Annotated in this window: 14 protein-coding genes; 5 read left to right on the forward strand and 9 right to left on the reverse strand. The window is 63.3% G+C overall.

The genetic code is table 11. The annotated features are described in order from the left end of the window. Window positions 1-41 precede the first annotated feature (41 nt). A complete protein-coding gene (locus H9627_RS10305) occupies window positions 42-704 on the reverse strand; it encodes a hypothetical protein (protein ID WP_191733956.1) in 663 nt (220 codons plus the stop codon). A gap of 150 nt (window positions 705-854) precedes the next feature. Further along, on the reverse strand, window positions 855-1,367 hold the full coding sequence (rraA, locus tag H9627_RS10310; RefSeq protein WP_191733957.1) for a ribonuclease E activity regulator RraA: 513 nt from the start codon (window positions 1,365-1,367) through the stop codon (window positions 855-857). 234 nt (window positions 1,368-1,601) lie between these two features. Between rraA and H9627_RS10315 the strand changes: the two genes are divergently transcribed. Beyond that, window positions 1,602-3,995 carry an MMPL family transporter gene (locus H9627_RS10315; protein ID WP_191733958.1) on the forward strand — a complete coding sequence of 798 codons (2,394 nt, stop codon included), beginning with the start codon at window positions 1,602-1,604 and terminating at the stop codon, window positions 3,993-3,995. Further along, window positions 3,979-4,566, forward strand: a complete 588-nt coding sequence (locus H9627_RS10320; RefSeq protein WP_191733959.1) for a TetR/AcrR family transcriptional regulator — start codon at window positions 3,979-3,981, stop codon at window positions 4,564-4,566. Before H9627_RS10315 ends, H9627_RS10320 begins: the two co-directional genes overlap by 17 nt. A 111-nt stretch (window positions 4,567-4,677) precedes the next feature. Here the strand turns inward: H9627_RS10320 and H9627_RS10325 are convergent, their stop codons facing one another. After that, on the reverse strand, window positions 4,678-6,132 hold the full coding sequence (locus H9627_RS10325; RefSeq protein WP_191733960.1) for an alpha/beta hydrolase: 1,455 nt from the start codon (window positions 6,130-6,132) through the stop codon (window positions 4,678-4,680). A 150-nt stretch (window positions 6,133-6,282) separates the two neighbouring features. On the opposite strand from H9627_RS10325, the gene H9627_RS10330 reads away from it, so the two are divergent. Then, window positions 6,283-7,488: a DUF6882 domain-containing protein gene (locus H9627_RS10330; protein WP_191733961.1), complete on the forward strand. Its 1,206-nt coding sequence runs from the start codon at window positions 6,283-6,285 to the stop codon at window positions 7,486-7,488. On the opposite strand, the gene H9627_RS10335 is transcribed toward H9627_RS10330, so the two are convergent. Next, window positions 7,481-8,203 carry a hypothetical protein gene (locus tag H9627_RS10335; RefSeq protein WP_191733962.1) on the reverse strand — a complete coding sequence of 241 codons (723 nt, stop codon included), beginning with the start codon at window positions 8,201-8,203 and terminating at the stop codon, window positions 7,481-7,483. The two genes, H9627_RS10330 and H9627_RS10335, sit on opposite strands and share 8 nt — an antisense overlap. An 84-nt stretch (window positions 8,204-8,287) precedes the next feature. Continuing rightward, window positions 8,288-9,364, reverse strand: coding sequence for an enoyl-CoA hydratase/isomerase family protein (locus tag H9627_RS10340; protein WP_225213751.1), 1,077 nt, complete (start codon window positions 9,362-9,364; stop codon window positions 8,288-8,290). A gap of 112 nt (window positions 9,365-9,476) precedes the next feature. Between H9627_RS10340 and H9627_RS10345 the strand changes: the two genes are divergently transcribed. After that, window positions 9,477-10,289 (forward strand): HAD family hydrolase, encoded by an 813-nt coding sequence (locus H9627_RS10345; RefSeq protein WP_191733963.1) that lies wholly within the window; start codon window positions 9,477-9,479, stop codon window positions 10,287-10,289. 25 nt (window positions 10,290-10,314) lie between these two features. Here H9627_RS10345 and ppk2 read toward each other — a convergent pair whose 3' ends face one another. The 3 genes from ppk2 to H9627_RS10360 all read right to left on the reverse strand — a co-directional run bounded on the left by ppk2 (window position 10,315) and on the right by H9627_RS10360 (window position 12,187). Next, window positions 10,315-11,334 carry a polyphosphate kinase 2 gene (gene ppk2, locus H9627_RS10350; RefSeq protein WP_191733964.1) on the reverse strand — a complete coding sequence of 340 codons (1,020 nt, stop codon included), beginning with the start codon at window positions 11,332-11,334 and terminating at the stop codon, window positions 10,315-10,317. Window positions 11,335-11,440: 106 nt separating this feature from the next. Continuing rightward, window positions 11,441-11,764, reverse strand: coding sequence for a putative quinol monooxygenase (locus tag H9627_RS10355; protein ID WP_191733965.1), 324 nt, complete (start codon window positions 11,762-11,764; stop codon window positions 11,441-11,443). A gap of 99 nt (window positions 11,765-11,863) precedes the next feature. After that, window positions 11,864-12,187, reverse strand: coding sequence for a putative quinol monooxygenase (locus tag H9627_RS10360; RefSeq protein ID WP_191733966.1), 324 nt, complete (start codon window positions 12,185-12,187; stop codon window positions 11,864-11,866). A 120-nt stretch (window positions 12,188-12,307) separates the two neighbouring features. Between H9627_RS10360 and H9627_RS10365 the strand changes: the two genes are divergently transcribed. Further along, window positions 12,308-12,787 (forward strand): TlpA disulfide reductase family protein, encoded by a 480-nt coding sequence (locus H9627_RS10365; protein ID WP_191733967.1) that lies wholly within the window; start codon window positions 12,308-12,310, stop codon window positions 12,785-12,787. 7 nt (window positions 12,788-12,794) lie between these two features. Here the strand turns inward: H9627_RS10365 and H9627_RS10370 are convergent, their stop codons facing one another. After that, window positions 12,795-13,631, reverse strand: coding sequence for a pyridoxal kinase (locus H9627_RS10370; RefSeq protein WP_191733968.1), 837 nt, complete (start codon window positions 13,629-13,631; stop codon window positions 12,795-12,797). Between the last annotated feature and the right edge of the window lie 4 nt (window positions 13,632-13,635).

Here is a 13,635-nt window from a genome sequence, read left to right on the forward strand (position 1 = left end):
GGACTCGGGGGTTGTCGCATGCCGTGGCGGTATTACGCCATCTAGATCAATGAGAGTGCACCCATGGCCGTCAGCACGATGGCCACCAGGTATCCGGCCCATTTGGCCAGCGCGGTCTTGTTCTGCCCGGCCTTGTCGAAGAGAACACCCACGGGGCTCTCCGGGTAGGCCCGGACCCAACCGACCAGGAAGGCGATGATCGTCGGCAGGCTGAGTGCGAGGCTGGCGTAGATGATCAGTCCGCCGTACCGGACGGCCACGCTGAAATCACCCGCACTGAGCACCGCCAGGCCGGCGTAGAAGGGTGCGGAGGTCGCGGACTGGATGAGGCCGAGGAGCAGGCCCGCACCGACCGTCAACAACGAGGGCCTGCGCACCGGGGCCAGGAACCGTTCAATCATGTCGGTATTGCCATCACCCCTGCTCAGCTTGGTGGCGATGAAGGAGGCCACACCGACGACGATGAGCACGATGCCGAACACCGGTGAGTCGAGGAACTGTTGGATCAGATCCCCGAGCCCATCGAAGATGACCATGACCACGATGCACAGGAGGAACACCCCCAGCCAGTCACCGAGGATGAGCAGGAAGGCGATCAGCCCGTATCTGCCGGACCGGGGAAGAAAGGCCCCGATCGCCACGACGATTCCGATGAGTAAGACATTTACTGAGTCCAGCAATGCGAAACTCACGGCTAGTAGCACAGGGGCACTCTTTCATTCGATCGACAACAGTGGTGAAAACCCTCTCCCGGGTAGCTGTTCAGATCTGTTCAGCGGCCACGGGACCGATTCACCGTGGGGGATGTCGGATCGGCCGCAGGAAACGTTACGCCGTTCCGGCGTCACGTCCGGCTAGGTGCCTGCTGGGGCCTCCACCGGGTTTTCGGTAACCACGATACCGTCGGAGTCCGCATACAGGTAATGCCCCGGGATGAAATCGACCCCACCGAAGGAGATCACCACGTCACGCTCACCCGCGCCGGTCTTGGAGGACTTGCGGGGGTTGGTGCCCAGGGCCTTGCAGCCGAACTCCATCTCACCGATGACCGCGGAGTCGCGGATGGCACCGTTGACCACCACTCCGGCCCACCCGTGATCCTTACCCAGGCCTGCGATGATGTCGCCGACGAGTGCGGTGTGCAGTGACGCATCCCCGTCGATGACGAGCACGCCGCCGGGATTGTCCTCACCGAGGACGGACTTGAGCAGGGCGTTGTCCTGGAAGCATTTCACGGTGGTGATGGTTCCGTGGAAGTCGGTGCGGCCACCGAGGTTACGGAACTGGGTGTCGCAGGAGCGGACGTCGTCGCCGATGATGTCAACGAGGTCGGCGGTGGGAATGAAGGAGCCATGTGTGTCAGTCATGACACCAGCATAAAACCATTTCAGTACGCCTGTCCTGGTTTCCCGGCCCGCAACACCCATCACGCCCCTTCCTCGACGTTGGATGCGTCACAAACAGCCCGTGTGACTGGCTGATCCCCTCCCCCCGCCCGTAAACTTGCACCCGTTCTGCAAGTTTTCATCCGGTGTGCAAATAACCACCGGACCCGGAACTTCCCCACCACCCCGCTGGACCGATCAACAAGTGAAGGACCCATGTCAAAACTCCTCTACAGGTTGGGCTCGACCGCCTACCGGAAGAAATGGCCGTTCCTGGCCTTCTGGATGGTGCTGCTCATCGCTGTCGGCACCCTCGCAGGCCTGTTCGCCAAACCAACCACCAGCTCGTTTTCCATCCCCGGCATTGATTCCGTGGTCACCATGGAGAAGATGCAGGAACGTTTCCCCGCAGCGGAGGACGCTACCAGCGCCCCCACCGGCAACGTGGTGATCCAGGCCCCGGAGGGAACCACCCTCACCGATCCCGAGATCTCCGCCGAGGTCAACGCCATGCTCGCGGAGGTCCGTGACACCGGTGTGCTCGTCGATCCCGAGACCACCGTCATCGACCCCGTGATGGCTGCCCAGGGCCTGGCCGCACAGATGACCCCACAGCTGCAGGCTCAGGGTATCCCGGAGGAGAAGATCGCCGCCGACCTGGCCGCCATCAGCCCCCTGAGCCCCGATGAGACCACCGGCATTGTCTCCATGACCTTCGATGCACCGGCCGTCATGGACATCACCGCCGAGGAGCGTGAGGCGGTCACCGACATCCTCGACGAGTACAACGAGGGCGATCTCACCGTTGTGTACAACGGCAACGTCTTCGGTGCTGCGGCGACCTCCATCAACATGACCTCCGAGATCGTCGGTCTCCTGGTCGCGGCCGTCGTCCTGATCGTCACCTTCGGTTCCTTCATCGCCGCCGGTATGCCGTTGATCTCCGCGATCGTCGGCGTCGGCATCGGTGTCCTCGGTGTGTCCCTGGCCACCGTGTTCTCCGATGACATCAATGACATGACCCCGGTGCTGGCCACCATGATCGGTCTGGCCGTGGGCATCGACTACGCCCTGTTCATCGTCTCCAGGTTCCGTAATGAGCTGATCTCCCAGTCCGGGGCCAATGACCTGGAACCGAAGGAACTCGCCCAGCGTCTGCGCACCATGGACCTGGCCACCCGTTCCCACGCCATGGGTATGGCCGTGGGTACCGCCGGCTCCGCCGTGGTCTTCGCTGGCATCACCGTGCTCATCGCCCTGGTGGCCCTGTCCATCATCAACATCCCGTTCCTCACCGCCATGGCACTGGCCGCCGGTGCCACCGTGTTCCTCGCGGTGCTCATCGCCGTGTCCTTCCTGCCTGCTCTCGTCGGTCTGCTGGGCACCAGGATCTTCGCCGCGCGCGTGCCGGGACCGAAGGTCCCCGACCCCGAGGATGAGCACCCGACCATGGGCCTGCAGTGGGTCCGCCGGATCCGCAAACGCCCGGTCACCCACCTGCTGGTGGGTGTGATCCTGCTGGGGATCATCGCCATCCCGGCCGCCGGCATGCGTCTGGCCATGCCCACCGACGGCACCGCCACCCCGGGCACCGCCCCACGCGAGGCTTACGACATGACAGCCGAGGCGTTCGGCCCGGGCCGTAACGCCCCGATGATCGCGCTGGTGGATGCCGTGGATGTGCCGGAGCAGGAACGCCCGCTGGTCTTCGGTCAGGCCGTGGAACAGTTCCTGGGCACCGAGGGCGTCGCCAATGCCCAGGTCGCCCAGACCACCGAGAATTTCGACACCGCGCAGATCCTCATCACCCCTGAATTCGATGCCATTGATGAACGCACCTCCGAGACCCTCGGGCAGCTGCGCGCCGATATCACCGGCTTCGAGGACGCGACCGGTGCCACCTACGGCATCACCGGCGTCACCCCGATCTACGACGACATCTCCGAGCGACTCTCCGATGCCCTGCTCCCCTACATCGGGATCGTGCTGGCCCTGGCCTTCATCGTCCTGCTGCTGGTGTTCCGTTCCATCTGGGTCCCGCTGATCGCCGCGCTCGGCTTCGGCCTGTCGGTGGCCGCCACCTTCGGCGCCACCGTCGCCATCTTCCAGGAGGGCTGGCTGGGTATCATCAGCGATCCGCAGCCGATCCTGTCCTTCCTGCCGATCATGCTCATCGGCCTGGTCTTCGGCCTGGCCATGGATTACCAGATCTTCCTGGTCACCCGCATGCGTGAGGGCTTCACCAAGGGTAAGACCGCCGGCAATGCCACCTCCAACGGTTTCAAGCACGGTGCCCGCGTGGTCACCGCCGCCGCCCTGATCATGATCTCCGTGTTCGCGGCCTTCATCGCGCAGGACATGTCGTTCATCAAGACGATGGGCTTCGCTCTCGCGATCGCCATCTTCTTCGATGCCTTCATCGTCCGCATGACCATCATCCCGGCGACGATGTTCCTGCTCGGCGACCGTGCCTGGTGGTTGCCTCAGTGGCTGGACAGGATCCTGCCCAATATCGACGTCGAGGGTGAGGCCTTAAGCGAATACGATGAGCAGCGCACCCGCGAGCTCCGTGAGAACCCGAAGGAATCCGTCGGTGTCGGGGCTTCGTGAGACCAAGAAGGCCGCAACCCGCACCGCACTGACCCGGGCGGCAGCCGAGCTCGCCCTGGATCACGGCCCGGAGGGCCTGATCATCGCTGAGATCGCCGCCCGGGCGGGGGTGTCGGCCAGGACCTTCCACAACTATTTCGCCTCACGTGAGGAGGCCCTGCTGGGTTTCCTCTCCGACCAGATCAGCAACCTCATCGATCAACTCGATGAACTCCCGGAGCAGATGCGGTTGGTGGAGGCGGTGGAACACCTCGTCGTGGAGCATCTGCGCACCGGGGAGGATGAACTGGATTCCTTCGGCTCCCTGTTCCGGATCTCGGAGATCATCGGGGCGCTCAGCCCCACCCCGCAGCACCCGAATGCCGGGGCCATCGTGGTTCCCCTGCTTCCGGCGGTCCACCCCCGGGCACCGGAGCTGGATGAGTTCGAGGCGTGCGTGGCCATCAACACCATCGCCACCACCGTTCGTGTGGCACTGGACTGGTACTACCGGCTCCCCGAACCCCGCGACATCGAGGTCGGCGCGCAACTGGTGCGCCGTGCCTGCCGGATGGTGCGACTCGACGGGTGATCCCCGCAGCGGGTGCTTATCGACGCCTTACTGTCCCGCGTCGACAAGCACCCGCGACATGGTAAAGGCCCGACTCCCACGCTGGGGGTCGGGCCTTTGCCACGAACAACGCTAGTCCTCGTAGACGCTGCCGGTGGCGCTGGACAGCGAGTCCAGAGCCGAGCTGCCGGCGATGAACTCACGGGTGGAGCTTCCCGTCCCGGCGCTCGGCGAACTGCCCTCCAGTGCTCCGGCTGCACCGGCGAGACTGCTGCCCGAGGACAACGTGGACGACAGGGTGGACTGGTCCAGACCGGTGTCGTTGTAGTCCGGGATCGGGCCGCCATCGAGTCCGAAGCCCTGCATCATCAGGGGGAAGAAGCGGTGGAGAGCCTCATTCCAATAATCCCAGGCATGAGTGCCGGTGGGTCGGAAATCGTAGTGGATCGTGTCGATGCCGTGGTAGTCGGTTGCCGCCTTGAGGTTATGCGTGCAGGTATTCGACAGGGCCTCGATGCGGAAACCGGCGGTGAGGCGGTCTTTCAGGCCGTCCTCGTCAGTGGGAGCGTTCTCGCCCTCCACATCGATCTCGGACCACACACCGGAGGCGGCGAACACGTACAGGTTGTCCTGGTCCGCCAGCCGGTGGGCGTTGATCACCGGGTCGTTGTACCGGGAATAATCACTGTCCACCTCACCGAAGATCTGGGTGGGGGTGGCATTGCCGTTGTAGACGGTAGCGGCAATACCCCGTCGCCCGATCCAGGAGTTGGTCTCCGCACAACCGGACAGCGCCGCCACCGAGGAGTAGAAATTGGGCTGGTGGGAGGCGATGTTGACCACAGATCCACCCGACATGGACATGCCGATCAGGCTGCGCTGGCCGTCGCCGCCAATGGCGGCTTCCAGGGGCTCCGGCAACTCGTGGGTCAGGAATGTTTCCCACTGCTGCTTGCCTCCAAGGGAATCATTCTCCTCCACCCAGTCGGCGTAATAGCTGTAAGAACCCAGCATTGGCAGGATGACGTTAACATTGTTCGAGCTCATCAACTCAACCATGTCGGTGTTGTTGATCCAGTTGTCATACCCCAGCCCCCCGTCGGCTCCACCGAGGGCGTAGAGGGTGGGGCGGGGCGTGGAGGTGTCCTCCGGCACGATCCACACCAGGGGGATCCACCGTTCCATGGACGGCGAGTAGGCGTTGATCTGTCGGATCCGTTCCCCATCCACGTTGGCGAACCGTTCCAGACGCGCGAGCACCTCGGGGTTCATATCAATCTGGGCCTTCGGCAGATGAGCCTTGCCGTCGGGATACCGTGGGTCGCCTTCCTGCGGACGCGCGGAGGTGATGAATCCGCTGGACGCTGATGCATCCGATGAACCTGTCGATGTCAACCAGTCACCAATAAGAGGAATATCGGATATGCCAGCAGGCCGTTCGGTGATATCGCGAATGGGATTGCCATTCGCCCGGGGGTCCATGCCGTAGTCATAGGCGTAGGCGCCAGTGGTGCCTGCGGCGATGGTGCCCACGCCCAGCATGGTGGCCACGGCGGTGGTGAGAATTCGGGATTTTACAGCGCGCACGGATGGCTCTTTCCGTAAATATAAGGGAATTGTTCTAAGCACTATGCTCCATCTTCACAGACCCCGCAGCCGGAAACCAAACCCGTCACCGGTAGCGGTAGTGATCAGGCGGACAGTGTCGGGTGCGGTGAGATTGCCTATCCTTGAGGAATGCAGATCCCTCCCCCCACATCCCTCTCCGATATCATCACCGACGGTTTTCTGGCCCAGACCGGTGTCGACCGCGCCTTCGCCACGCGGCTCGGGAGGATCCGGGGAGTGGAGTTCAACCTGGTCAACGGTACCGAGAACACCCCCATCGCCCAGGTCCGCATCAACCGCGCGCAGGGGGAGCCCTTCGACACCACAGGAACTGTGGTGGCGTGGATCAACGGGGAACAGTTCACCTGGGTCGAGGACCAGGGCGCGGGCTTTGACATCCCCGAGCTGCACGGCACCCAACCGCTGTCCGATGAACTGATCCGGGCGGCGCGGACCCTACACGGTAATGCCCCCGCCTTCATCGCCCCCTTCGGCAAGCGGGGTCAGGCTCTGGTGGTGCTCAATGATCCCCACCACCCCACCGACATCCGCACCGATCTCGTGGAGGGACTGGCCCTCCTGCCGTCGCACGCCGATGCCCACCGCGCATTATCCTCCTACGCCGCGTTCCGGGGGCTGGGCATCCAGAGGAACCCCAGCTACACCGCGTTGAGCAACGGCACCGCCGTCACCTTCCGGCAGGACCGCCCCGTCGAGGTGACCGGGGGCCTGACCCTGCGCGATGTGCGCGCGGATTCTGCGTTCTCCTCAGCTGAGCACCAGCTGCTTTTCGACGCCCTGTCCCCCACCCGCCAGGTGTCGTACAACCCCCAGGCGGGCACCGCGGTCATCGAGGGGCAACTCGAGGTGTCCGCCCTGCCCCTGGCCACCATTGACGGTGGGGTGTGGCGCTGGGCCTGGGCTGATACCCGGGTCCGCGGGCAGGGCTCCGGGGGCCTGCGTCAGTTCGGTGTGGACAACGGGTTACTGCCCCTGGTCAGTCCCACCCTGCCGGTGGCGCAGGCCAACCAGCTCGATCTAACGGCGGTGGCCAAACCGGTGCTGCAGCTGTGGACCCACGCCACCGTGGATACCGGGGAGGGATTCCAGACCGTGCTGCTGATCAACCATCCCCGGCTCCACCTGCCCCCGGCCTCCCATGCGGCTATCGAAGCGACCCTGCACACGCGGCTGGACCAGGAACTGGATGCCCGGCGCGCTGTGGCCGCTTATGCCACCCAACGTCAGGTCCCCTTCGACGGGTCCCGGATCACGGTGGACAACCGTCATATCACCATGGAATTCCGGGGCAATCAGATCGGGTCGATCAGCTGACGTAGATGACCAGGCCCACGATGAAGATCGCCGGGATGACCATGGCCACCACCAGCCCCCAGGATGCCGGGCGGGCCATGTTCACCACCGTGGTCTGTCCACCGTCGAGCTCCACGAACACCCGTGGGTCAGCCGGATTGTGATAGACCAACCCCCATTTCAGGCTGGTGTCATCCTCGCCCATGGGCAGAGCCCGGTCGATGAGGAGCTGACCGCGCCGCAGGGACACCAACAACGCCCAGGACAGCACCGCGATACACACCACATAGGCGGACATCTCGATGGCGGTGACAAAACCGGGGCTGTTGAAGCGGATCGAGGACACCGCCAGGATCGCCGCGGTGAAGAAACTGAACCAGCCCAGGCAGGACTGCACATTGTTCAGGAAAGCCCAGCGCCGTCCCACCGCAACGGCTGAGGCGTCGGGGTGGTTCTGCCACAACCGGGCCGACTGGGAGGAGATCAGAACCGAGATTCCCACAGAGATGATCAGAACGAGCAGCGGACCGGCGGTAACCCGGGCGATGAGCGTACCGGTGCTCATCGGTGGTGAATAGGAACCGCCCAGGGCAACCAGCCCACTGCTCACACGGGCCGGCATCTGCTGCGGAACCAGGCTGAGCATCGATGCAGACACCGCCACGCTCACCACGATCAATCCGACGATGCCGAGGTACCAACCCCACGGCACGGGGATCTTCGCCAGCGGCTTCACTCCACACCTTCCTTCAAAAGTTGGTGCCCATCAACCAAATGGGTCACTGTCAAAGGTAGCAAAAGGTGGGAGGAAACCCCGCACTCATGACAACAGGTCGCGGAACACCGCCTCATCCACCCCGGCATAATCAGCCGGGGTGAAGGCGGCATTGCGGTCCTTGTCCACCAGGACGGCGCGCACCCCCTCGGCGAAATCCGGCTGACGGATCATGTGCAGGCTGAGCGCGAGTTCATTGTCCAACCCCTCCCGCAACGTGGCCACCCCACGGTTGGCCTCCATGAGCAGGATGGCCGCCACCACCGATGCGGGGGCCGCCCCACCCATGAGGTCCCTGACCTGATCAACGAACTCCTGATCGGGGTGGTGGGTGAGGGCTTCGTCGATAAGCTCCCACCGCTCGTGCCCGAAGGTCTCCTCGATGCGGGGTGCGAGCTGTGCCAGGTCACTCTCCCCCTCCGGTTGGGACCGGAACTCCTCGAGTGCCTCCTCCAGGGACCGCTCGATGACGGTCTGTTTGAAGGCCTCCACGTCCCTGGATTCGATGAAGTCGGTGGCCACACCCGCCCAGAGCATGTCCGCGGGGCTCATCCGCCATCCGGTGACCGCGAGGAACTTGCCGATGGCCGGGGTGGTGACCTGCTGGATGAAGTAGGTGAAACCGACATCGGGGGTGTACCCGATCGCCATCTCCGGCATGGCGGCAAACGCCTTCTCCGTGATCACCCGGTGGGATCCGTGCATGGACACCCCCAGGCCACCGCCCATGACCACGCCATCGATGATGGAGATGACCGGCTTGGGGAAATTGCCCAGATCATCATTCATCACGAACTCCTCGATGAAATAGTGGTCACCGGCCTCGATATTGTTCCCCAGGACGGCCTCACGGACCGCGCGGACATCGCCGCCCGCACAGAAGGCACGGTCGGTGGTCGAGTAGATGAGCACGCGGTGCACGGCGTCATCATCAATCCATTTATCCAGGGCCTCCTGGATGAGATCAACCATCTCCTGGTTGAGGGAGTTGAGCGCCTTGGGGCGGTTGAGTTCGATCACCCCGGTGGAATGCTGGACGAAGTAGTTGATCACCTGGGTATCGGTACGCGGTGCGGTGACAGAGGTGGTGAGGGACGTGGTGTTATCGGTGTTATCAGCCATGGATCAAGTGTGACATATCACAGGCCGGGCTGGCTGAAAATAGGTATGGCCGGGCAGCCGGAGGTGTGGGACAATGGCTGAACAAGACATAATCGGAAAGGAAACCAACCAAATGGACTTTCGCCTTGTCGTCACCGACATGGACGGCACGCTGCTCAACCCCGAGGGGCACATCCCCGAGGGTTTCTGGAGCCTTCTGGACGACCTCCGGGAACGCGGTGTGGCCTTCGCCCCCGCCAGCGGCCGTCAGCTCGCCACCCTGCGTCACCAGTTCGAACGCGCCGGTGAACCGATGTCGTATATTGCCGAGAACGGCACGGTGGTGGTCCACGACGGTGAGATCATCTCCATGACCCCCATCGACCCCGAGGCTGTCCACGCGGTCATCACCGCGGCCCGCGACTCGGATATCGACATGGGTGTGGTCGTCTGTCGCCCTGAACGCGCGTACGTCGAGCGCAATGACGAGGCCTTCCGCGCCGAGGGCTCCAAGTACTACCTCGCCCTCGATGAGGTGGAGGATCTGCACGAGGTGGTCACCGATGATGTGATCAAGGTGGCCGTGTTCACCTTCGAGGACGCGGAAACCATGGTCGCACCGGTCCTGCGTGACGCGGCCCCCGATAACAAGGTGGTGGTCTCCGGTAAGCACTGGGTGGACATCATGGACCAGTCAGCCGACAAGGGCCGGGCCCTGGTGTCCCTCTGCCTGGCCATGAACATCCCGGTGGACCAGTCGGTGGCGTTCGGCGATTATCTCAACGACATGGAGCTTCTCCAGGTGGCTGGCACCTCCTACGCCATGGACAATGCCCACCCGGACATCATGGCCATCGCCGACCGCAGGGCACCCTCGAATGCCGAGGATGGTGTCCTGCTGGTGCTGGGTGACATGCTGGACGGTAAGAACGACGGGAAGAACTAGGCCCGGTCGAGGCCGGGGACCGGGATTATTTCCCGTCCTTCCCCGACTTCCCGGCTTTCTTCACTGCCTTGGCGTTCTTGGCCTTCTTGGCCTTCTTGGCGGCCTTCACCTTCTCGGCCGCCAGCTCCTCAGCCAGCGCCCGCTCCGCCTCCTCCCGGACCTTCTCCTCCGCCTTAGCCTTCTCCCTGGCCGCGGCTACCCGGTGCTCCTCCAGACAGGCGGCGACATCGGGGACATAACGGAACTCATCGCGCGGCGGACGGATATAATCACTCTCCTGCTCGGGTCGTTCCGGGATCTCCGGCAGGGGGCGCTCGATCTTCTCGTAGGGGATGGTGTTGAGGATGTGGGAGATGACATTGATGCGGGAACGCTTCTTGTCCTCCGACTCGACGGTGTACCAGGGGGCCGAGGGGATGTCGGTGTGGATGAACATCTCATCCTTGGCCCGTGAATAGTCCTCCCACCTGGTGATCGAGTGGAGATCGATGGTGGACAGCTTCCACCGGCGCAGGGGATCACTGAGGCGACTGCGGAAACGTGCCAGCTGTTCCTCATCGGAGACCGAGAACCAGTATTTCCGCAGATGGATGCCGTCTTCGACGAGCAGGCGCTCGAAGATCGGTGCCTGGTGGAGGAAACGGCGGTACTCCTGGGAGGTGCAGAATCCCATGACGCGTTCAACACCGGCGCGGTTGTACCAGGAACGGTCGAAGATGACGATCTCACCGGCGGCGGGCAGTTTCTCCACGTACCTCTGGAAATACCACTGCCCCTTCTCCCGTGAGGTGGGGGTGGGCAGCGCCTCGATGCGGGCGGTACGGGGGTTGAGGTACTGGGTGATCCGTTTGATTGCCGAGCCCTTACCGGCCGCATCACGGCCCTCCATCACGATGACCACCCTGGAGCCGGTTTCCACGACCCACTGCTGCATCTCGACGAGTTCCGCCTGAAGTCGCTTGAGCTCCTTCTTATAGGCCCTGTTGTCGAGTTTCGGAAGCTCCTTGCCGAAGGTGGGCATCGGGGCGTTGTCCATCTTGTCCATGATCCAATCCTACAAGGGTGCGGGGCCTGCGGGATAACGCAACCCCTCCCCTGTCAGCACGGTTGATGCCACAGGTGAGGGGTTGTATCGGAAGGTGGTGGGATGATCAGTAGACGGTGAAGTCGTGGAACCGCTCCCACCCCTTCTTCCTGGGAAATTCACTTTCCACGATGAGGGGTGTTTGCTGGAGCAGCGGTGGCAGGGTTTCCTGAGCCCGGATATAGGGCTCACCCTTTTTGAAGCTGACCGCGCCCTCATCGGTGAACACACCGATCAGGACATATTCACCGGGGTAGTCGGTGCTGCGGAACCACTCGAAGTAGAGGCAATTCTCATTGGTCCTGGCCTCTTCGGTGAATTTGTCGACGGTGTAGCGGAAAGTCTCGACGTACTTTGCCTTGGGCTTGAATCTGATGTTGACGATATGCATATCCCCAGCTTACCGCCGTTTTATCAAATATGCCATGGCCCACACTCTGATATCATTGTGGGCCGGACCTCACTTCGCAGGGGTGGTAATAGGGATGTGCTATCCGACGGAGAACTCCGCCATGCGGTCCCAGTCCGTCTTGCCCTCGATGAGGGTGTTGATGATCTGAGGGGTCTCCTTCAGGATCTTCGGGAACAGCTCGCCAGCTGCCTTGAAGTGCTCACTGTTGACATGTGCCTCGGCGGCGTCATCCTCGAAGGCCTCGATGAGGATGAACTCAGAGGGGTCATCGGTGTTGATGGACCAGTCGAAGAAGATGTTGCCCTCCTCCGCGCGGGTCTTCTCGGTGAACTCGGCGACCTGCTCGCGGAAGGTGTCGACGTACTCGGGCAGGGGGCGGAAACGAACGTTGATTAAAATCATGTGACCAACCCTACCGAAAGGACCGCTGCCCGTCGCCGTGACCCAATGATGGGCGGAACCGCTAGGATGTGAGGCACACCACTGACAGGCCCTACATCATCACCTGAGGAGCTGGTCCCCATGTCATCGGCCCTGGACAACGCCCCACTGCTGGAACTGGATGTCTCGGAGTGGATCAATCATCCCGGTCTGACGCCGGACGATCTACGGGGGAAGGTGGTGCTCATCGAGGTCTTCCAGATGCTGTGTCCGGGATGCGTGAATCATTCCCTCCCCCAGGCGGTGAAGATCCACCGCAAGGTAGAGGAGTCCGCCCTGCAGGTCATCGGCCTGCACAGTGTGTTTGAGCACCACGAGGTCATGACACCTGCGGCGTTGAAGGTGTTCATGTCGGAATTCGGGATCACCTTCCCGGTCGCGGTGGACCGCCCCCGGGAGGGCCAGCGCATTCCCTCGACCATGAAGAAGTACCGCCTGGAGGGCACGCCGTCGACGATCCTGGTGGATAGGAAGGGCCGGATCCGTCAGGTCCAGTTCGGTCAGGTGGATGACTTCGTGCTGGGCCTGCTCATCGGCAGCCTGCTCGCCGAGGAGGACTGACCCCCGCCTAGAGCGCGCGGGCGGTGAGCCCGGCGTGAACCGTCGCGGCGGCGTGGGTGGCGGCGTCGACAAGCGTCATCTTGTTGTGGAGACCGGCGACCAGCGCTGCTGCGTACACATCGCCCGCCCCCTTCGCGCCGGTGACCACCAGGGGATTGCTCACCTGCGTGGTGCTGTCGCGGGTGATGATCAGGTCGGTGACCGTCTCCCCCGCCACCTCAGAACTGGTCACCACGACCCACTGGCCGTGCTCGCCCAGCATGGCGCGGGCCGCCGCCACCGGATCGTCAGCCTGGTCGGTCAGGTGGGAGAACTCGAAGGCGTTGGGGACCAGGCCGGTGGCCAGGGGAACCAGGTGCTCACGCAGGGCGGCGTCGATACCCGGCGCGGTGTAGACCCCCACGTCATAGTCGCCGATGGTGGGATCGACCACCACCGTGATATGCGGGTGGCTGAGGCGGATTTGGCGTAGCCACGTGGCCACCACCTCCACCTGTTCCGCGGAGGCGAAATACCCCGTGGCGATCGTGGTGATCTCATCGACCAGACCCAGCACCACCAGGTCATTGAGGGTGTCGGCCAGCCACCCGGCATCATGGGGCACCGCATGGCAGTTGGCGTAATGCGGCATGGCGCTGAGCACAATGGTCGGAACCGCCAGCACGTGCAACCCCTCGCGGTGCAGGACGGGCAGCGCCGCGCTCATGCCCACCGTGCCGTAGACCACCTGACTGCCGATGATGAGAACATCCGCGGGGGTCTGCCGCAGTTCTGCGTGCGTGCGGTGCTCCCGCTGCGCTGCGGCGGCTTCGTGTTCCGGGAGTCCGCTTCCGACCTGTGCCATCGTT

Origin of the sequence: Corynebacterium gallinarum (assembly GCF_014837045.1) — a bacterium.
GTDB lineage: Bacteria > Actinomycetota > Actinomycetes > Mycobacteriales > Mycobacteriaceae > Corynebacterium > Corynebacterium gallinarum.